This is a genomic window from Burkholderia sp. RF4-BP95 (assembly GCF_001521985.1).
GTDB lineage: Bacteria > Pseudomonadota > Gammaproteobacteria > Burkholderiales > Burkholderiaceae > Burkholderia > Burkholderia diffusa.
Map to the genome: position 1 here is coordinate 319,672 of NZ_LOSX01000066.1, position 18,982 is coordinate 338,653.

Consider the following 18,982-nt stretch of genomic DNA (forward strand, 5'->3'; position numbering starts at 1 on the left):
TCTGCCATACAGCGCGTTAAACCAAAACTCACGATGGGGAAGCGCCGCCCTCGAACGGACGGCCCCTCTCCTTAGCCGCGCAGGCGGGCACCAGCACGAGCCATCCGCTCGACCAGCGTCTGGATCGCCTGATCGACGACCTCGTCCTGCAGCGTGCCGGCCGCGTCCTGCAGCGTCACGCGGAAGGCAAGGCTCTTCTCGTGCGCGGCGAGACCACCGGAAGTATTTGATTTTGCACGAAATTCGTCGAAGAGTACAACCTTCTGAACGAATCGGCAGGCGTCTTCGGCCAGCGCCTTCTTCATTTCGTCGAAAAGCGCCTGAACCTCGACCGCCTGATCGACCACGACGGCGATATCGCGCCGCACCGGCGGGAATTTCGACACGTCGGTCGGCGCCGGCAGCGCACGTGCGATCAGCGCATCCGCGTCGATTTCGAACATCACCGGCGCGTGCGGCAGCTCGTACTTCTGCATCAGACGCGGATGGAGTTCGCCGATCCAGCCGACCGCGCGGCCATCGACCTCGATGCGCGCGCTGCGGCCCGGATGGAGGGCCGGATGCTCGGCCTTCACGAAGCGCGCGGCGGCCGGCGCGAGCAGCGCCTCGAGATCGCCCTTCACGTCGAAGAAATCGACTGCGCGGGTCGCGACGCCCCACTGCTCGTCGACCGCCGGGCCGTACGCGAGCGCGCCGACACGCTTCGGCTGCGTGTAGCCTTCGACGGTCAGTTCGCCGACCTTCACCGACGGATCGGCGAGGAACACGCGGCCCGTCTCGAACACGCGAACGCGATCCGCGCGGCGGTTCAGGTTGTGGCGCAGTACCGAGATCAGGCTGCCGAACAGCGTCGTACGCATCACCGACAGCTGGCTCGCGATCGGGTTCAGCAGGCGGATCGGGTTGTCGTTGCCGGCGAAGTCGTGCTCCCACTCCGCATCGACGAAGCTGAAGTTGACCGTTTCGGCGTAGTCGCGCGCCGCAAGCGCGTGACGGATGTCATGGATCGAACGCCGCGTCTCGTTGGTCGCGCGCATCTCGCTCGTCGCGACCGGCGGACGTGCCGGGATTTTCTCGAAGCCGTAGATGCGCGCCACTTCCTCGATCAGGTCTTCCTCGATCTCGATGTCGAAGCGGTGCGACGGCGGCGTGACCAGGAATGCGTCGTCGTCACGCTCGAACGGCAGGCGCAGGCGCGTGAAGATGTTGGCGATCTCGTCGGCGTCGATCTTCACGCCGATGATGCGGTTCGCGCGCGACACGCGCATCTTCACCGGCGCGCGCTGCGGCAGGTTCACTGCCTGGTCGTCGACCGGGCCGGCCTTGCCGCCGCAGATCTCGAGAATCAGCTGCGTGATGCGCTCGACGTGTTCGACGGTCGTCGCGTAGTCGACGCCGCGCTCGAAGCGATGGGCCGCATCGGTCGAGAAGTTGTACTTGCGCGCGCGGCCACGGATGCTGTCCGGCCACCAGAACGCGGCCTCCAGGTAAATGTTGGTCGTGTCGAGCGTGACGGCCGTGCTGTCGCCGCCCATGATGCCCGCGAGGCTTTCGACCTGACGGTCGTCCGCAATCACGCCGACCGTTTCGTCGAGCTCGACCGTATTGCCGTTCAGCAGCTTCAGCGACTCGCCGCGCTTGCCCCAGCGCACCTCGATACCGCCGTGGATCTTGTCCAGATCGAATACGTGCGACGGGCGGCCGAGTTCGAACATCACGTAGTTCGAGATGTCGACGAGCGCCGACACGCTGCGCTGGCCCGAACGCTCGAGGCGCTCGACCATCCATTGCGGGGTCTTCGCATGTGCGTTCACGCCGCGGATCACGCGACCCGAGAAGCGGCCGCACAGATCGGGGGCGGCGATGCGCACGGGCAGCGTTTCGTCGAGCTCGACGCGCACCGGACGGATGTCGACCGGCGTCAGCGGCGCGCCGGTGATCGCGGCCGTCTCGCGCGCGATGCCGAACACCGACAGGCAGTCGGCCTTGTTCGGCGTCAGCTTGATTTCGAAGATCGTGTCGTCGAGATTGAGCGTATCGCGGATGTCCTGGCCGACCGGCGTGTCTTCCGGCAGGATCAGCAGGCCGCTGTGGTCCTCGGACAGCTTCAGCTCACGCGCCGAGCACAGCATCCCCTGGCTCTCCACGCCGCGCAGCTTCGACAGCTTGATCGCGAACGGCTTGCCGCCCTCTTCCGCCGGCGGCAATTCCGCGCCGACCAGCGCGACCGGCACCTTGATGCCGGGCGCCACGTTCGGTGCGCCGCACACGATATTCAGCGTCGCGCCGGTGCCGGCGTCGACCTGGCAGACATTGAGCTTGTCCGCATCCGGATGCTTGACGACTTCGAGCACGCGGCCGACGACGATCTTCGACGTCGGCGGCGCAGCCTTGCTCAGCGATTCGACTTCGAGCCCCGCCATCGTCAGCGCGTGCGACAGTTCGTCGGTCGTCAGCTGCGGGTCGACAAAGGTTCTCAACCAGGATTCAGGGAATTGCATGGATGTCTACGTTCGAAACAGGTTAGATCGGCGCCCGGCCCCGTCGGAAACGTCCGGCGGGCATGCGCGGGCACATGGCGGCGCGGCGCGTGCGTTATGCGAACTGGCGCAGGAAACGCAGGTCGTTCTCGAAGAACAGCCGGAGATCCTGCACGCCGTAGCGCAGCATCGTCAGGCGCTCGAGGCCGCTGCCGAACGCAAAGCCGATGTAGCGCTCGGGATCGAGGCCCATGTTGCGGATCACGGTCGGATGCACCTGCCCCGAGCCCGAGATCTCGAGCCATTTGCCGGCGTTCTTGCCGTGCTCGAACATCATGTCGATCTCGGCCGACGGTTCCGTGAACGGGAAATACGACGGACGGAAGCGCACGAGGATGTCGTCGCGCTCGAAGAATTTCTTCAGGAAGTCGGTATAGACGCCCTTGAGGTCGGCGAAGCTGATGTTTTCGTCGATCCACAGCCCCTCGACCTGATTGAACATCGGCGAGTGGGTCGCATCGCTGTCGACGCGATACGTGCGGCCCGGTGCGATCACCTTGATCGGCGGGCGGTTCATGCGCGCGTAACGCACCTGCATCGGGCTCGTGTGCGTGCGCAGCAGCAGCTGGCGGCCGTCGGCGTCCTTGCCTTCGACGTAGAAGGTGTCCTGCATCGAACGCGCCGGATGGTTCTCCGGGCTGTTCAACGACGTGAAGTTGTACCAGTCGGTCTCGATTTCGGGACCGTCGGCCACGTCGAAGCCGATCGAGCGGAAAATCTGTTCGACGCGCTCCCACGTGCGCATCACGGGGTGCAGGCTGCCTGCACCAGCGCCGCGACCCGGCAGCGTGACGTCGATCGCCTCGGCGGCAAGGCGCTGGTTCAGCAGCGCATCGGCAAGCGCCTGGCGGCGTGCGGTCAGCGCGGCTTCCACCTGCTGCTTCACGACGTTGATGCGTGCGCCTTCGGTCTTGCGTGCTTCGGGATCGAGCTTGCCGAGGCCCTTGAGCAACTCGGTCAGCGCACCCGACTTGCCGAGAAATCGTGCTTTCTCGTTTTCGAGCGTGGTGATGTCGGCAGCCTGTTCAAAGGACTGCTGCGCGTCGGCGACAATCTGGTCCAGATCCATAGATCCCATCATTTCCAACGTCATTCGGTCTTGGCGAGCGAAACTGCCCGCCAAACAAAAAAGGGGCTCGGAAGAGCCCCGTTTTCGCTGCAGCGGCCGAAACTACCGGAACATCGCTGCAACTAACCACGCAGTGCTAATTTCGCAATTAGGCTGCAACGGCGGCTTTCACCTGCTTGACGATCGCAGCAAAAGCAGCCTTGTCGAACACCGCCATGTCGGCCAGGACCTTACGGTCGAGTTCGATCGACGCCTTCTTCAGGCCGTTGATGAACACGCTGTAGGTCATGTCGTGCTGGCGAACTGCCGCGTTGATACGCGTGATCCACAGTGCGCGGAACACACGCTTCTTGTTGCGGCGATCGCGGTACGCGTACTGACCAGCGCGCATCACCGCCTGCTTGGCGATGCGGTAGACGTTATTGCGACGGCCGCGATAACCCTTGGCCAGGTTGATGATCTTCTTGTGGCGGGCCCGTGCGGTTACCCCACGTTTGACTCGAGGCATGTTTCTCTCCTTGGAGTATCAGTTGAGGGGTTACGCGAACGGCAGCATTGCGCGGACGGAGTTCAGATCGGAATCATGAACTGCCGTTGCGCCGCGCAGGTGACGCTTGTTCTTCGTGGTTTTCTTGGTCAGGATGTGACGCTTGAAGGCTTGACCGCGCTTGACGGTACCGCCCGGACGCACCACGAAGCGCTTTGCAGCACTCTTCTTGGTCTTCATCTTAGGCATGACGAACAACTCCAGTTTATTTGATGGCGATGGGTGTGCGGTTGGCTTGCGCCCTTGACCCGCCCTTCGAAACCCAGTCCACTTGTGTACGGCGAACCGCTTGCGCAGCCGCCGTCATTGTTGGCGCGCCGCCCTGACCGGGCAACGCACCGAACCACTTTCGAACCTGCGCGCCATGCGCGCGGGCCCGTTACTTCTTTTTCTTCGGCGAGAGCACCATGATCATCTGGCGCCCTTCCATCTTCGGCATCTGCTCGACCTGGCCGACTTCCTCGAGATCCGTGCGCAGACGCTCAAGCATCCGCATGCCGATCTCCTGGTGAGCCATTTCACGGCCGCGGAAACGCAACGTGATCTTCGTCTTGTCGCCCTCTTCGAGGAAGCGCACGAGATTGCGAAGCTTGACGTTGTAGTCACCGTCATCGGTACCCGGGCGGAATTTGACTTCCTTCACCTGGATGACCTTCTGCTTCAGCTTGGCTTCGTGCTGCTTCTTGGACTCCTGATACTTGAACTTGCCGTAGTCCATCAGACGGCAGACCGGCGGAACCGCTTGCGGCGCGATTTCCACCAGGTCAACATCCAGCTCTTCCGATTTACGGAAAGCATCAGCGAGTTTTACGATACCGAGCGGTTCGTTCTCGATCCCGACCAGACGCACTTCCGGCGCAGTGATTTCACCGTTGATGCGATGCGACGACTTATCAGTAGCGATGTTACGTTTCCTCTAAAAATTAAAAAAACGAGCCGCGCTGCCAGGGCGGTTACTTGAACGAGCGCAGGTCTTCCTGCAGACGCTCAACGAAGGCTTCGATCGGCATAACGCCAAGATCGACGCCGCCACGGGCACGCACGGCTACCGTTTGCGCATCACGCTCCTTATCGCCCACGACGAGGAGATAAGGCACCTTTTCCAGCGTGTGCTCGCGTATTTTATAGCTAATCTTCTCGTTGCGCAAATCGGCCGCCACTCTAACCCCTTGTTTTTGCAACGTTTGGGCCAGAGATTGTGCGTATTCCGCCTGACTTTCGGCGATATTGAGCACAATTGCCTGGAACGGCGCGAGCCAGACCGGCATTGCACCAGCGTGGTGCTCGATCAGAATGCCGAGGAATCGCTCCATCGAACCGACGATCGCACGGTGCAGCATCACGGGCCGGCGGCGGCTGTTGTCTTCCGCGACGTACTCGGCACCGAGGCGTTCCGGCAGCATCATGTCGAGCTGCAGCGTGCCGCATTGCCACGAACGGCCGAGCGCGTCCTTGATGTGGTACTCGATCTTCGGTCCATAGAACGCACCTTCGCCCGGCAGTTCTTCCCACGACAGGCCGCAGGCCGTCAGCGCTTCGCGCAGCCCCTGCTCGGCGCGGTCCCACGTTTCGTCGGAGCCCATGCGCTGCTCGGGACGCAGCGACAGCTTGATGTCGATGTGCTCGAAGCCGAAATCGCCGTACACGCTCATCGCGAGCTTGTTGAACGCGATCGACTCGGCAATGATCTGGTCTTCCGTACAGAAGATGTGCGCATCGTCCTGCACGAAGCCGCGCACGCGCATCAGGCCGTGCAGCGCGCCCGATGCCTCGTTGCGATGGCACGAACCGAATTCCGCGTAGCGCAGCGGCAGGTCGCGGTACGAGCGCAGGCCGTGCTTGAACACCTGAACGTGACCCGGACAGTTCATCGGCTTGATCGCGTAGTCGCGCTTCTCCGACTCCGTCGTGAACATGTTCTCGCGGTAGTTCTGCCAGTGGCCCGACGCTTCCCACAGCGAGCGGTCCATGATCATCGGAGTCTTGATCTCCTGGTAGCCGGCCTCATTCACGCGGCGGCGCATGTACTGCTCGACCTGCTGCCACAGCGCCCAGCCCTTCGGATGCCAGAACACCATGCCCGGCGACTCTTCCTGCATGTGAAACAGGTCGAGTTGCTTGCCGAGCTTGCGGTGGTCGCGCTTTTCCGCTTCCTCGAGCATGTGCAGGTATTGATCCTGATCTTCCTTCTTCGTCCAGGCCGTACCGTAGATGCGCTGCAACTGTTCGTTCTTCGAGTCGCCGCGCCAGTACGCGCCCGCGACCTTCATCAGCTTGAAGACCTTCAGCTTGCCGGTCGACGGCACGTGCGGGCCGCGACAGAGGTCCGTGAAGCCGCCGTGCGAGTACAGCTTGATTTCGTCGCTTTGCGGAATCGATTCGATGATTTCGGCCTTGTACTTCTCGCCGAGGCTGCGGAAATAGCCGGCCGCCTCGTCGCGCGACACGACGCGGCGCGTCACCGGCTCGTCCTTCTTCGCGAGTTCCTGCATGCGCTTTTCGATCTTTTCCAGATCTTCGGGCGTAAACGGGCGGTTATACGAGAAGTCGTAGTAGAAGCCGTTGTCGATCACCGGACCGATCGTCACCTGCGCATCCGGATACAGGTCCTTCACCGCGTAGGCAAGCAAGTGCGCGGTCGAGTGACGGATGATGTCGAGACCGTCGGCATCCTTGTCCGTGACGATTGCGAGCGACGCATCGCGATCGATGACCGTGGACGTATCGACCAGCTCGCCGTCGAGCTTGCCACCAAGCGCAGCCTTCGCAAGGCCGGGACCGATCGAGGCCGCAACCTCGGCAACTGTCACCGGATGCTCGTATTGTCGAACTGAGCCGTCAGGCAAGCGTATCGAAACCATAGCAATCTCCATGATGCCGACAGTGGGCGGCAGACCAAGCACGCGATATCAAAGTCACGCGCGAAAATTTCGCGACAAAAAAAATGCGGCCCCGCTTTCGAGGGGCCGCATTCGATACTTCACTCAAACTGAAAGGGCGAAAGGGTTCCTCGACTAGCGTCGCTCCGAAAAGGTTTCGGTCAACGTTCGCGGTGTCATAACCGTATTCGCCTTGTTCGCGTTGAGTTATTTACTGCATCGAACACCCGGAAACCGGGCATTCTCAATTCGTTGGTAGGCTCGATTGGACTCGAACCAACGACCCCCACCATGTCAAGGTGGTGCTCTAACCAGCTGAGCTACGAGCCTAGAGAAGCTGAAATTATATGGAGCTATCGTTCACTTGGCAAGCGTTTTATGCGGTCGCAGCAAAATGATCGCGCTCCAACCCCATTTACAGGGACGTCACGTCTTGCGCCCCGCCCGCACGACACCCGGCACTTCGCCGAGCAGCGTGCACGCGCGCTGGACCTGCGCGGAATTCGACACCTCGACCGTGAACTGCATGAATGCCGCATTCCGGCGGCTCTGCGTCTTCACGCCCACCACGTTCATCTTCTCGCGTGCGAACACTTCGGAGATGTCGCGCAGCAAGCCCTGTCGGTCGCTCGCCTCGATCATCAGATCGACCGGATAGACGGACGCGCCACGGCCGCCCAGCACGTCGGCCGACCAGGTCGTCTGCAACACGCGCTCCGGCGCCCGTTCGGCCATGCGCCGGAACGTCGGGCAGTCGCTGCGGTGAATCGACATCCCCTTGCCCCGCGTCACGAAGCCGCTGATCGGGTCCGGCGGCGCCGGACGGCAGCAGCGCGCAAGCTGGGTCAGCAACGCATCGACGCCGACCACCAACACGCCGGTCGACGCGCCGTGCGCGACACTCGCCCCGCTGCTGCGTTTCTCGAAATCGGCGGGCGCCTCGGGCGCATGCTCGGGCGGCGGCGCATCGGACAGCGCATGCTCGACGTTGCGCAGGCTGAATTCTTCCTTGCCGACGACCGAGAACAGTTCCTCGGGCGACTTGAAGCCGAGCTTCGCGGCGAGGTTGTCGAGATTGACCGAGGTCTTGCCCTCGCGCTGCAGCGTCTTTTCGACGAGCGCGCGACCATGCGCGATGTTCTCTTCCTGCTCGATCGAGTTGAACCACGCACGCACCTTCTGCCGCGCACGCGGACTCTTCAGGTAGCCGAGCTGCAGGTTCAGCCAGTCGCGCGACGGCCCGCCCTCCTTCACCGCGACGATCTCGACCGTCTGGCCGTTCGCGAGCGCCGTGTTCAGCGGCACCATCACGCCGTCGACGCGCGCGCCGCGGCAGCGATGGCCGAGCTCGCTGTGCAGGTGGTACGCGAAATCGACCGGCGTCGCGCCCTGCGGCAACGCAATCACCCGCGCCTGCGGCGTCAGCACGTAAATGTGGTCGTCGTCGAGCGACGTCTCGCGCAGTTGAGCCCACGCCTGGTCGCCGGATACTTCCGTGCCGTCCTCGACGTCGTCCTTCCATGCGAGCAGCTGGCGCAGCCACGCGATCTTCTCGTCGTACTTGTCGCTCGCCGAGAACTGGCCGCCATAGCCGCGCGCGCCGGCCTCCTTGTAGCGCCAGTGCGCGGCGACACCGTACTCCGCGAAACGGTGCATTTCCTGCGTGCGGATCTGCACTTCGAACGCGCGGCCGTCGTCGCCGATCACGACCGTATGCAGCGACTTGTAGCCGTTCGGCTTCGGACGCGAGATGTAATCGTCGAATTCCTTCGGCACCGGCTGCCACAGGTGATGCACGATGCCGAGCACCGCGTAGCAATCCTTGATGTCCGGCACGATCACACGAAACGCGCGCACGTCGTACAGCTCGGAGAAATCGAGCTCCTTGCCGCGCATCTTGCGCCAGATGCTGTAGATGTGCTTCGGCCGCCCGCTCACGTCGGCCGGGATGTGCGCTTCCGCCAGCTCGTGCTGCAGCCGCTCGATCGCCTGCGCGACGTACGCCTCGCGTTCGATGCGCTTTTCGTCGAGCAGCTTGGCGATGCGCTTGTAGGTGACCGGATCCTCGAAGCGGAACGCGAGGTCCTCGAGCTCCCACTTCAGTTGCCAGATACCGAGACGGTTCGCGAGCGGCGCATAGATCTCGAGCGTCTCGCGCGCGACGTCGGGTGGCGGATCGATCTTCGCCGCCGCGTAGTAGCGCAGCGATTGCAACCGCGACGCAAGCCGGATCAGCACCACGCGGATGTCCTGCGCGAACGCGAGCAGCATCTTGCGCAACGCCTCGATCTGCGTGCGCCGCTCTTGGGCGGCGTCGCGCCCGGCGTCCGGCATTGCGTTCTGCGCGGCGCGCAGGCTGACGGTGCCGAGCCGCAGCAGCTTGCGCACGTCGGATACGAGCCGCGCGACCTCTTCGCCGAATCGTTCGGTCAGCTCCCGCTCGGGATCGCTCAGGTGCGGCGTCAGCACGAACAGCGCGGCCGCCTGCATCGCGTGCGGATCGACGTTCAGCGTGCGCATGATCGACGCCGTGCCCGCCGAGTGATCGGCCAGCAACTCGCCCGACGACAGGCGCGCGTCACCGGCACGCTCGCGCACGAACGCGAGCACGTCGTCGAACGACGGTGCCGCGACGGAAGAAGCGGAAACGGACTCGGTCATCGCACGGCCTGGCGCATTGCTGTCATCGGAATGCTTCGCTCAGCTCCGTTGCGCGGCGACGACGACGATCTCGACGAGCAGCGCCGGATCCGCGAGCTTCGCCTCGACGGTCGCGCGCGGCGGCGTATTGCCCTGCGCGACCCACGCGTCCCACTCCGCGTTCATGCCCTCGAAGTTCGCGAGATCCGAAATGTAGATCTGCACCGACAGCAGATGTGCCTTGTCGCTGTTCGCTTCGGCGAGCAGGCGGTCGATGTGGCCGAGCACTTCGCGCGTCTGGCCCTTGATGTCCTGGGTGGTGTCTTCGGCGATCTGGCCGGCCAGATACACGGTACCGTTGTGGATCGCGGTTTCGGAGAGGCGCGCTCCGACGTGGTGACGAATGACTGCCATGGAATGTTCCGGTCGTATGAGTGGGTGAGAATCGGCGACGACGCGGCCCGCGTGCCGCCGAACCGCATATTATGACGCGTTTATGCGCCGCCTTCGACGAAAAACCGGCGGGCAAGCGCAATCTGGTCATCGCCGATGAACGCCGGCGCATGGCCCACGCCCTGGATCTCGGCCTGCGTCACGTGCCGGCCGCGACGCACCATCTCCGACACCGTGTCGCGCGACAGCAGGTCGGAACGCTCGCCGCGCACGACGAGCAGCGACGCGTCGGTGGTCTCGATCGCGCGCCACAGCGCGGCCTCGCCGAGCGCGGCCAGCTCGGGCGTCGTCGCCTTGAACGGCTCGGCGATGCGCGGATCGTAGCGCATCGTCCACCCCCCGTCGGGCAGCTCGCGCAGCAACGGCCCGTTGATCTCGCGCCATTCGTCGTCGGTCAACGCGCCAAACGGCAGCGACAGCGACGTCAGATAGTCGATGCCCTCCTGTTCGGTCGCGAAACGCGGCTGCACGCCGAGGTATTCGCCGATGCGCGTCAGCGAATCGGGCTCGATGCGCGGGCCGACGTCGTTGACGATCATCCGGCGCAGCGGCGAACCGGGAAGCCCCGCGAGCGCCATGCCGATCAGGCCGCCCATCGACGTGCCGAACCAGTCGACCGACTCGACGTCGAGCCGCGCGATCAGCGTGACCATGTCGGCCACATATTGTGGAATCGCATAAAGCCGCGGATCGGCGAGCCAGTCGGAGCGTCCGCGCCCGACGACGTCGGGGCAGACGACGCGATACGTATCGGACAACGCGGCGGCAAGCCGGTCGAAGTCGCGCCCCGAACGGGTCAGGCCGTGCACGCAGACCAGCACGCGAGGATTGGCGGAGTCGCCCCATTCGGTATAGGCGACATGGTGAAGGCCGGCGGCGCTCGCACACTGCACGCGTCGCTGACGGGGAACCGGAGGATTCGCTGAGGTTGTTGGCATCGTTGGCATCCTGTCGAACGGAGGCGGTGCGGCGGGCAACACTCGCGCCGCCCGATGCGAACGATTGTAAACCGCTTCGCAACGACGGGCCGTGACGCGGCCGCGGTCATCCGACGCATCGTTCGCGACCGCTCACGCACTGCGGCGCCACGCCTCACGCAACTGGTCGCGCAGGAAATCGACGAACGCCCGCACGCGCAGCGGCACGTGACGGCCACCGGGATAGACGGCATGGAGCGGTGCCGCAGGCGCCGCGAATGTCGGCAACACACGCACGAGCCGGCCGGCCTCGAGATCGGCACCGACGTCCCAGATCGACTTCAGCGCAATGCCCGCGCCCTCCAATGCCAACGTACGAGCCGCACCGCCGTCGTTCGTCAGCAGCGCGGCCGTCACTTCGACCGCCACTGCGCCCTGTGCACCGTCGAACCGCCACTCCGTACGAGGCTGGTCGCCCATCACGATGCATCGATGTGCACGAAGTTCGGCCGGATGAGCCGGCAGCCCGTGCACGGCGAGATAGCTCGACGACGCGCAAAGCACGCGATGATTCGGCGCCAGTTCGCGCGCGATCATCGTCGAATCGGCAAGGCTGCCGATCCGCACGGCAACGTCGATGTCCTGCGCGAGCAGATCGACGATCGTGTCGGTCAGCATCAGTTGCACGATCAACTCCGGATGTTGCCGCTGAAACGCCGCGACGAGCGGCGCGATCCGCAGCCGGCCGAGCTCGCCGGGCGCCGTCAGGCGCAGCACGCCGCTGACCGTGCCGCGACGCTCGCTCATCAGCGTTTCGGCGCGATCGACCTCGGCCAGGATGCGCAGCACCTGCGCATGGAACTGCGCCCCGTCGTCGGTCAGCGTCTGCTGCCGCGTCGTCCGGTGCAGCAGACGCACGCCCAGTTGCGACTCGAGATGCGCGAGCCGCTTGCTGACGACGGACAGCGACAAGTCAAGCTCGCGCGCCGCCGCGGACAGGCTTCCGGCCGACACGATTCTCGCGAACGTATCGAGCGCCGGGAGATCGTCGATCAGCATCGCGGCACCTGCCCTGCGTCGCCCTTTCCTTTTTTCGAATAATCCATTCGCTTTTTCCCCGTATTTCAGCTCGAAACGGAAACCTACCATACCTGTACCGCGTCGCCCCACGACGCCATCCAGAGGACACCCGAAACCATGTCGATCCACTCTCGTTCGATCGCACGCCCGATCAGCCGCGTCATCGCTGCAGCGGCCTGCGTCGTTGCGCTGTCGCCTGCCGCGTCCCGCGCCGCCGACCTTCTCGATGCGCACAGCCTGACGGTCGCGGCCGACGTGCCGGCTACGCAGGCACGTGCGCAAATCCTCGCCGCGCGTCGCTACGGCACCTTCTGGAATACCGGTGATGCCGCCCTCGCCCGCGCCGCACTCGCGGCCGATTTCGTCGACCGAACGTTGCCGGCCGGTCGTGAGCAAGGTGTAGCGGGACCGCTCGCGGCGTCCGGCACGATGCGTACGGCCATCCCGGACCTGCGCTGCGACATCGAACAGATGATCGTGGCGGGCGACCGTGTCGTCGTGCACCTGCACTTTCGCGGACATTTCACCGGCACGTTCAATGGAACGACCGGAAACGGACAGGCGATCGACTTCATCGCGACCGACATCTACCGGATCGACCACGGCCGGATAGCGGAAAACTGGCACATCGAGGACAACCTGACGCTGATGCGTCAGCTCGGGCTCGTCGGCTGACGGAGGAAACGATGACTCACCGCAATCACGGTTCGACAACGCATCCGGCTCGCCGCACGTTTCTTGCACAAGCGGGCGCCGGGCTGGCAGCCGGCATCGCGATGGCCGCGGGCGCCTCCGGGTCGGCGACGGCCGCCCCGACACCGGGCCCCGCATCGGCAGTAACCGGCGGGTTCTGGCAGGACGACACGCGCCTCGTCATCTCGATCTCGATGCAGTTCGAGGCCGGCGGACAACCACCCAAGGGCGCGGACAGTCCGTTCCCGTCCGTCGAATTCCCGTCGTCGGTGCCGGTCGATCTGGCCTCGGCCACGTGGTTCGCATATGGCTACCGCGAAGGCATTCCGCGCCTTCTCGACCTGTGGGACCGGCATGGCGTGAAAGTCACGTCGCACATGATCGGAGAGGCCGCGCGCCGGCATCCCGAACTGGCACGCGAGATCGTGTCGCGCGGCCACGAAGCGGCCGCGCACGGCCCGACCTGGCGATCGCAGTTCGCGATGAATCGCGACGACGAGCGCCGCTTCCTCACCGAAGCCCGCGACATGGTCGAAGCAGTGACGGGACGGCGCCCGATCGGCTACAACTGCAACTGGCTGCGGCGCGGACCGAACACGCTGCCGCTGCTGCAGGAGCTCGGCTACGTGTATCACATCGACGACGTCAGCCGCGACGAGCCCTTCATCGAAACCGTCGACGGCCGCGATTTCGCGGTCGTTCCTTACACGTTGCGCAACAACGACATCCTGCTGATCGAAGGCCGCAACTATTCGCCGACGATGTTCCTCGAGCAGATCAAGCTCGATTTCGACCAGTTGTACGCGGAAGCCGGACAGCGGCGGCGATTGATGTCGATCAGCGCGCACGACCGGATCAGCGGCACGCCGCAGATGGTCCGTGCGTGGGACGCATTCCTGCACTACGCTCGATCGCATCCGGGCGTTGCTTTCATGCGCAAGGACAACATTGCCCGCTTTGCCCTGCACAGCCCGTCGACGTTGCGCGAAGCCGAAACGATCTGACCGGATTGCGCTCACCTCATCACTTCGGAAGGACCACCATGAACGATTCACTCCCTGGAAAGAAGGTACTCGTCGTCGGCGGCAGTTCCGGCATCGGCGCCGCCGCCGCGGAAGCATTCGCACAACGTGGCGCTGTCGTGACGATTGCATCGCGCGACCCGGCCCGGTTCAATGCAGATGTCGCGCCGGGCGCGCAAGTCCGCGCCGAAGCGCTCGACATCACCGATACGACGGCCGTCGATGCGTTCTGCGCGCGCATCGGCCAGTTCGACCACGTCGTGATTTCGGCCGCGAAGACGGCGACGGGCCCGGTCCGCGCGCTGCCACTTGCCGACGCGCAAGCCGCGATGGACAGCAAATTCTGGGGCGCATACCGCGTCGCACGCTCGATCGATATCGCGCCCGGCGGCTCGCTGACGTTCGTGTCGGGCTACCTCAGCGTACGGCCGAACGCATCGTCGGTCCTGCAGGGCGCGATCAACGCGGCGCTCGAGGCGCTCGCCCGCGGCCTTGCACTCGAGCTGGCTCCCGTGCGTGTGAATGCCGTGTCGCCCGGCCTGATCGCGACGCCATTGTGGGACAAGCTCGCGCCCGATGCGCGCGACGCGATGTACGCGGGCGCCGCGCAGCGCCTTCCGGCACGCCGCGTGGGCCAGCCGGAGGACGTCGCGAATGCGATCGTGTATCTGGCGACAACGCCTTATGCGACCGGCTCGACGGTGCTGATCGACGGCGGCGGTGCAATCGCGTAGCGTATGCGTCCATGACAAAACGCCCCGCGTTCCATCGCGGAACGCGGGGCGTCGAGAGTCGTGCCGAAAAGCGGTTGCTTACGCGACCGCGCTCACATCGAGCGGTGCGCCCGTCTTCGTCTGGATCTCTTCCACGCTTACGCCGTCGGCGAGCTCGAGTACCTTCAGGCCATTCGGCGTCACTTCGATCACACCGAGATCGGTAATGATCAGGTCGACCACGCCGACGCCCGTCAGCGGCAGATTGCATTCGTCGAGGATCTTGTGCTGGTCGCCCTTCGCGACGTGCTCCATCAGCACGACGACGCGCTTCACGCCCGCGACGAGGTCCATCGCGCCGCCCATCCCCTTGATCATCTTGCCCGGGATCATCCAGTTCGCGAGGTCGCCCGTCTTGCTGACCTGCATCGCGCCGAGGATCGCGAGGTTGATGTGGCCGCCGCGGATCATCGCGAACGAATCGGCCGACGAGAAGATCGACGAACCCGGCAGCGTCGTGACGGTCTGCTTTCCGGCGTTGATCAGGTCGGCGTCGACTTCGTCCTCGGTCGGCGACGGGCCGATGCCGAGCAGACCGTTTTCCGACTGCAGCCACACCTCGACGCCCGCCGGCACGTGGTTTGCGACGAGCGTCGGCAGCCCGATGCCCAGGTTCACATAGAAGCCGTCCTGCAGTTCCTTCGCCGCGCGCGCGGCCATCTGGTCACGATTCCAGGCCATGTCAGTCTCCTTTCGCGCGTACGACGCGTTGTTCGATGCGTTTTTCGGGCGTCGCGTTCAACACGATGCGCTGCACGAAGATCCCCGGCGTATGGATCTGATCCGGATCGAGCGTGCCGTTCTCGACGATCTCCTCGACTTCCGCCACGGTGATCTTGCCCGCCATCGCGCACATCGGGTTGAAGTTGCGCGCGGTGCGGCGATAGATCAGGTTGCCGGATTTGTCGGCCTTCCACGCCTTCACAAGCGCGACGTCGGCCGTCAGCGACGGCTCGAGCACGTAGTGGCGATCACCGAACTGGCGCGTTTCCTTGCCTTCCGCGATCACGGTGCCGTAGCCGGTGTTCGTGAAAAACGCGGGGATGCCGGCGCCGCCCGCGCGCAGCTTCTCGGCGAGCGTGCCCTGCGGCGTGAATTCGAGCTCGAGTTCGCCGGCCAGGTACTGGCGCTCGAACTCCTTGTTCTCGCCGACGTACGACGAGATCATCTTCTTGATCTGGCGCGTTTCCAGCAGCAGGCCGAGACCGAAGCCGTCGACACCCGCGTTGTTGCTGATGCAGGTGATGCCCTTGACGGCGGAATCGCGCAGCGCCGCGATCAGCGCCTCGGGAATCCCGCACAGGCCGAAGCCGCCCACCGCGAAGGTCTGTCCGTCGCGGACGATCCCTTCCAGCGCGGCAGCCGCGCTTGGATAGACTTTGTTCATCTGTATGTCCCTTCCTCTATGGAAACCAGCAAAACCGGTTCACGCGCCCACTGGGCCGCAAGCCCGCCGCATCATTCTATGCATGCACGGCGATACCTGCGTCGAAGCGCGCTGTTTTTATATCGCGACAAGGCGCCGCGAGATGCCTGAAAGGGTACGATGCGGCGCGGATGCGGCACAATACGCAAAAATACATAAGCGTTTGCCTCCGCTTGCCTGCGCCATGCCCGCTCTCGATTACCAGACTGCCTTTCACCTCGCGCCGCTCGGCCTCGTGATGTCGCGCGACCGCGTGATCGAGGACTGCAACGACGCGCTCGCGTCGATCTTCCACTGTACGCGGGCCGATCTGATCGGAAAGTCGTACGAAGTGCTCTATCCGTCGCCGGACGAATTCCAGCGCATCGGCGAGCGCATTTCGCGCGTGATGATCGCGAACGGCACCTACGCCGATGACAGAATCATGAAACGAGCCGACGGCGAGCTGTTCTGGTGCCACGTGACGGGCCGCGCGCTCGACCGCACCGCACCGCTCGCGGCCGGCGTCTGGACGTTCGAGGACCTGAGCGCGACGCGCCGCGTCGCCGTCGAGCTGACGCCGCGCGAGCGCGAGATCGCCGCGCAGCTCGCGACCGGCAAGACCAGCAAGCAGATCGGGCGCGTGCTCGACATCAGTTCGCGCACGGTCGACATCTATCGGGCGCGGCTGATGCGCAAGTACGGCACGAACAATACGCCGGAACTGCTGCAGCGCCTGCTCGGCCAGTAAAAGCACCCCGGAATGGCAATCGGCCGCGTGAAGCGGCCGATTCGGGAGATCAATGGAAAATGGCGACACACCGGCGCCCGGGCGCCGGCTTCGGTGCCGCCGCGCTCAGCCGACCTTCGCCGCGAGCGCTCGCTCGATGGTGTCGCGCAGCAGTTGCGGCAGCGGCACCGACTTGCCGAGCGCGTAGTCGACCCATACGCAGCGCGCGTTGCCGCGCGCATAGACGTGCTCCGGATCGTCCGCGCGCGTCAGCTCGAAACCGGTGTCGAAGCTGCTGCGGCCGGGCTTCGCGGCCGACATCCTCGCGATCACGTCGCCCGGATAGTGCAGTTGCTTCAGGAACTCCATCGACGCCGTGACGATCACGGGCCCCTGCCCCTCACCGTTGCCGCCCGCGATGCCGAGTTGCTCGAACCACGAGATCCGGGCCTGTTCCATGTAGCGGAAATAGACCGTGTTGTTCACGTGGCCGAACGCATCCATGTCGCCCCAGCGGATCGGCATCGACATTTCAAATACGGGGGAATATTCGCTCATTGCAATCTTCTTTGTTGCTGAATGTCATCCACTCAGGCGAGGCCGAAGCCGTCGTCGGCGGAGATAATCGAGCCGTTGATGAACTGCGACTCGTCGGCCGCGAGCAGCAACAACAGCCCGTCGAGATCCTGCGGCTTGCCGACGCGCCGGCGCGGCAGCATCGACTGCAGCTTCTGGCCCTGCTCGGTTTCCCACAGGTAATGATTGATTTCGGTATCGATATAGCCCGGGCAGATCGCGTTGACGTTGATTCCGTGGCGGCCCCATTCGAGCGCCATCGCACGCGTCATCTGCACGACCGCCGACTTGCTCATCGCATACAGCCCGATCTGCGGAAACACGCGCAGCCCGGCCACCGAAGCGATGTTGATGATCCGGTAAGGCGGCTTGCCGTTGCCGTTCCCGCGCATGATCATCCGCTTCGCGACTTCCTGCGCGACGAAAAACGCGCCGCGCGTGTTGGTGTCGAACACGAACTCGAAATCGGCCGGCGTCACGTCGACGAGCTTCTGCATCGTCGAGACGCCCGAATTGTTCACGAGGATGTCGATCGTGCCGGCTTCCGTTTCCGCGTGCGCGATGGCCGCCTTGATGCTCTGCACGTCGGTGACGTCGAGCGACACGACGTGCGCGGCACCGCCCGCCGCCTCGATTTCCGCGCGCAATTCCTTCAGGCGCTCGACGCGGCGGCTCGCGAGCACGACCTTCGCGCCGGCCTGCGACAGCACCTGTGCGAAGCGTTGCCCGAGGCCGCTCGATGCGCCCGTGACCAGCGCGACCTTGCCTTCCAGATTGATCGATCGACCCATTGCACATCCCCTTTCGATGTCGTTTCGCCGCCGCGGGCGCCCTGTCCCACGCAGCATAACCCTAGCACAAAAAATAGAACGATCGTGCTAATCTACGCGCATGCTGTTGCGGCAAGCGTTTCGTTTCGCAGACAATACGCTCCCGAATAAAAGCATTCTAACGGTTAGAGGAACGCCAATGACCCCCGCAAGCCTCATCGAGCAATACGGCCCGCGCGAATCGATGGAATACGACGTCGTGATCGTCGGCGGCGGCCCGGCCGGGCTGTCGGCCGCGATCCGGCTCAAGCAGCTGGCCGCCGAGAAAGGCACCGAGATCGGCGTGTGCGTGCTCGAGAAGGGTTCCGAGATCGGCGCGCACATCCTGTCGGGCGCGGTGATGGATCCGCGCGCGATCACCGAACTGTTCCCCGACTGGAAGGAACAGGGCGCGCCCTTGAACGTCGAGGTGACGGAAGACCGCTTCCTGTTCCTGTCCGAGAACAGCGCGGTCACGACGCCCAACTGGGCGCTGCCCGACAACTTCAAGAATCACGGCAACTACGTGATTTCGCTGGGCAACGTCGCGCGTTGGCTCGGTCAGCAGGCGGAAGCCTTGGGCGTCGAGATCTTCCCGGGCTTCCCCGCAGCCGAGATTCTCTACAACGACGACGGCTCGGTGAAGGGCGTCGCCACCGGCAACATGGGCGTGGGCAAGGACGGCGAGCCGACCGAGAACTTCCAGCTCGGCATGGAGCTGCACGCGAAGTACACGCTGTTCGCCGAAGGCTGCCGCGGCCACCTCGGCCGTCAGCTGATCTCGAAGTTCAAGCTCGACGCGAACGCCGATCCGCAGGCGTACGGGATCGGCATCAAGGAATTGTGGGA

19 protein-coding genes and 1 tRNA gene are annotated in these 18,982 nt (G+C 64.4%); 5 read left to right on the forward strand and 15 right to left on the reverse strand.

From position 1 onward, the window contains the following. Nucleotides 1–71: 71 nt before the first annotated feature. From pheT to WS46_RS22675, 11 genes are all read right to left on the reverse strand, one after another. A complete protein-coding gene (gene pheT / locus WS46_RS22625; protein ID WP_059691821.1) occupies nt 72–2,501 on the reverse strand; it encodes a phenylalanine--tRNA ligase subunit beta in 2,430 nt (809 codons plus the stop codon). 94 nt (nt 2,502–2,595) lie between these two features. Beyond that, nucleotides 2,596–3,609, reverse strand: coding sequence for a phenylalanine--tRNA ligase subunit alpha (pheS, locus tag WS46_RS22630; protein ID WP_014897235.1), 1,014 nt, complete (start codon nt 3,607–3,609; stop codon nt 2,596–2,598). A 148-nt stretch (nt 3,610–3,757) separates the two neighbouring features. Beyond that, nucleotides 3,758–4,117: a 50S ribosomal protein L20 gene (gene rplT / locus WS46_RS22635; protein WP_004192938.1), complete on the reverse strand. Its 360-nt coding sequence runs from the start codon at nt 4,115–4,117 to the stop codon at nt 3,758–3,760. 30 nt (nt 4,118–4,147) lie between these two features. Further along, nucleotides 4,148–4,345 carry a 50S ribosomal protein L35 gene (gene rpmI, locus WS46_RS22640; RefSeq protein WP_004191477.1) on the reverse strand — a complete coding sequence of 66 codons (198 nt, stop codon included), beginning with the start codon at nt 4,343–4,345 and terminating at the stop codon, nt 4,148–4,150. 190 nt (nt 4,346–4,535) lie between these two features. Continuing rightward, nucleotides 4,536–5,060 (reverse strand): translation initiation factor IF-3, encoded by a 525-nt coding sequence (gene infC / locus WS46_RS22645; protein ID WP_071734130.1) that lies wholly within the window; start codon nt 5,058–5,060, stop codon nt 4,536–4,538. 49 nt (nt 5,061–5,109) lie between these two features. Then, nucleotides 5,110–7,017: a threonine--tRNA ligase gene (gene thrS, locus WS46_RS22650; protein ID WP_059691822.1), complete on the reverse strand. Its 1,908-nt coding sequence runs from the start codon at nt 7,015–7,017 to the stop codon at nt 5,110–5,112. A 271-nt stretch (nt 7,018–7,288) separates the two neighbouring features. Continuing rightward, a tRNA-Val gene (locus WS46_RS22655) sits at nt 7,289–7,365 on the reverse strand. Between the two features lie 96 nt (nt 7,366–7,461). Next, a complete protein-coding gene (locus tag WS46_RS22660) occupies nt 7,462–9,696 on the reverse strand; it encodes a bifunctional (p)ppGpp synthetase/guanosine-3',5'-bis(diphosphate) 3'-pyrophosphohydrolase (protein WP_059691823.1) in 2,235 nt (744 codons plus the stop codon). A 39-nt stretch (nt 9,697–9,735) separates the two neighbouring features. Beyond that, nucleotides 9,736–10,089: a RidA family protein gene (locus WS46_RS22665; RefSeq protein WP_014897238.1), complete on the reverse strand. Its 354-nt coding sequence runs from the start codon at nt 10,087–10,089 to the stop codon at nt 9,736–9,738. An 80-nt stretch (nt 10,090–10,169) separates the two neighbouring features. Continuing rightward, complete coding sequence (locus WS46_RS22670; protein ID WP_059691824.1) at nt 10,170–11,066, reverse strand: alpha/beta fold hydrolase; 897 nt, start codon at nt 11,064–11,066, stop codon at nt 10,170–10,172. A gap of 132 nt (nt 11,067–11,198) precedes the next feature. Then, a complete protein-coding gene (locus WS46_RS22675; protein ID WP_059691825.1) occupies nt 11,199–12,104 on the reverse strand; it encodes a LysR family transcriptional regulator in 906 nt (301 codons plus the stop codon). Nucleotides 12,105–12,242: 138 nt separating this feature from the next. Between WS46_RS22675 and WS46_RS22680 the strand changes: the two genes are divergently transcribed. The 3 genes from WS46_RS22680 to WS46_RS22690 are packed head-to-tail and all read left to right on the forward strand — an operon-like array spanning nt 12,243 to nt 14,574. Then, nucleotides 12,243–12,800, forward strand: coding sequence for an ester cyclase (locus tag WS46_RS22680; RefSeq protein ID WP_059691826.1), 558 nt, complete (start codon nt 12,243–12,245; stop codon nt 12,798–12,800). An 11-nt stretch (nt 12,801–12,811) separates the two neighbouring features. Next, complete coding sequence (locus WS46_RS22685; protein WP_059691827.1) at nt 12,812–13,822, forward strand: polysaccharide deacetylase family protein; 1,011 nt, start codon at nt 12,812–12,814, stop codon at nt 13,820–13,822. Between the two features lie 38 nt (nt 13,823–13,860). Beyond that, entirely contained in the window at nt 13,861–14,574 is a 714-nt protein-coding gene (locus WS46_RS22690; RefSeq protein ID WP_059691828.1) for an SDR family oxidoreductase, read from the forward strand. Nucleotides 14,575–14,652: 78 nt separating this feature from the next. On the opposite strand, the gene WS46_RS22695 is transcribed toward WS46_RS22690, so the two are convergent. Both WS46_RS22695 and WS46_RS22700 read right to left on the reverse strand, forming a co-directional pair. Next, nucleotides 14,653–15,294 carry a CoA transferase subunit B gene (locus tag WS46_RS22695; RefSeq protein WP_059533109.1) on the reverse strand — a complete coding sequence of 214 codons (642 nt, stop codon included), beginning with the start codon at nt 15,292–15,294 and terminating at the stop codon, nt 14,653–14,655. Nucleotide 15,295: 1 nt separating this feature from the next. Beyond that, nucleotides 15,296–16,000: a CoA transferase subunit A gene (locus WS46_RS22700; RefSeq protein ID WP_059533110.1), complete on the reverse strand. Its 705-nt coding sequence runs from the start codon at nt 15,998–16,000 to the stop codon at nt 15,296–15,298. Between the two features lie 223 nt (nt 16,001–16,223). Between WS46_RS22700 and WS46_RS22705 the strand changes: the two genes are divergently transcribed. Next, nucleotides 16,224–16,769 (forward strand): LuxR C-terminal-related transcriptional regulator, encoded by a 546-nt coding sequence (locus WS46_RS22705; protein ID WP_059691829.1) that lies wholly within the window; start codon nt 16,224–16,226, stop codon nt 16,767–16,769. Nucleotides 16,770–16,874: 105 nt separating this feature from the next. Here the strand turns inward: WS46_RS22705 and WS46_RS22710 are convergent, their stop codons facing one another. Together WS46_RS22710 and WS46_RS22715 are read right to left on the reverse strand one after the other, a co-directional pair. Next, nucleotides 16,875–17,306 carry a thioesterase family protein gene (locus tag WS46_RS22710; protein ID WP_059533112.1) on the reverse strand — a complete coding sequence of 144 codons (432 nt, stop codon included), beginning with the start codon at nt 17,304–17,306 and terminating at the stop codon, nt 16,875–16,877. 32 nt (nt 17,307–17,338) lie between these two features. Next, nucleotides 17,339–18,115, reverse strand: coding sequence for an SDR family oxidoreductase (locus tag WS46_RS22715; RefSeq protein WP_059533114.1), 777 nt, complete (start codon nt 18,113–18,115; stop codon nt 17,339–17,341). Between the two features lie 178 nt (nt 18,116–18,293). On the opposite strand from WS46_RS22715, the gene WS46_RS22720 reads away from it, so the two are divergent. Next, nucleotides 18,294–18,982, forward strand: a 689-nt coding sequence (locus tag WS46_RS22720; RefSeq protein ID WP_156443171.1) for an NAD(P)/FAD-dependent oxidoreductase, incomplete at its 3' end; no start/stop codon positions are given.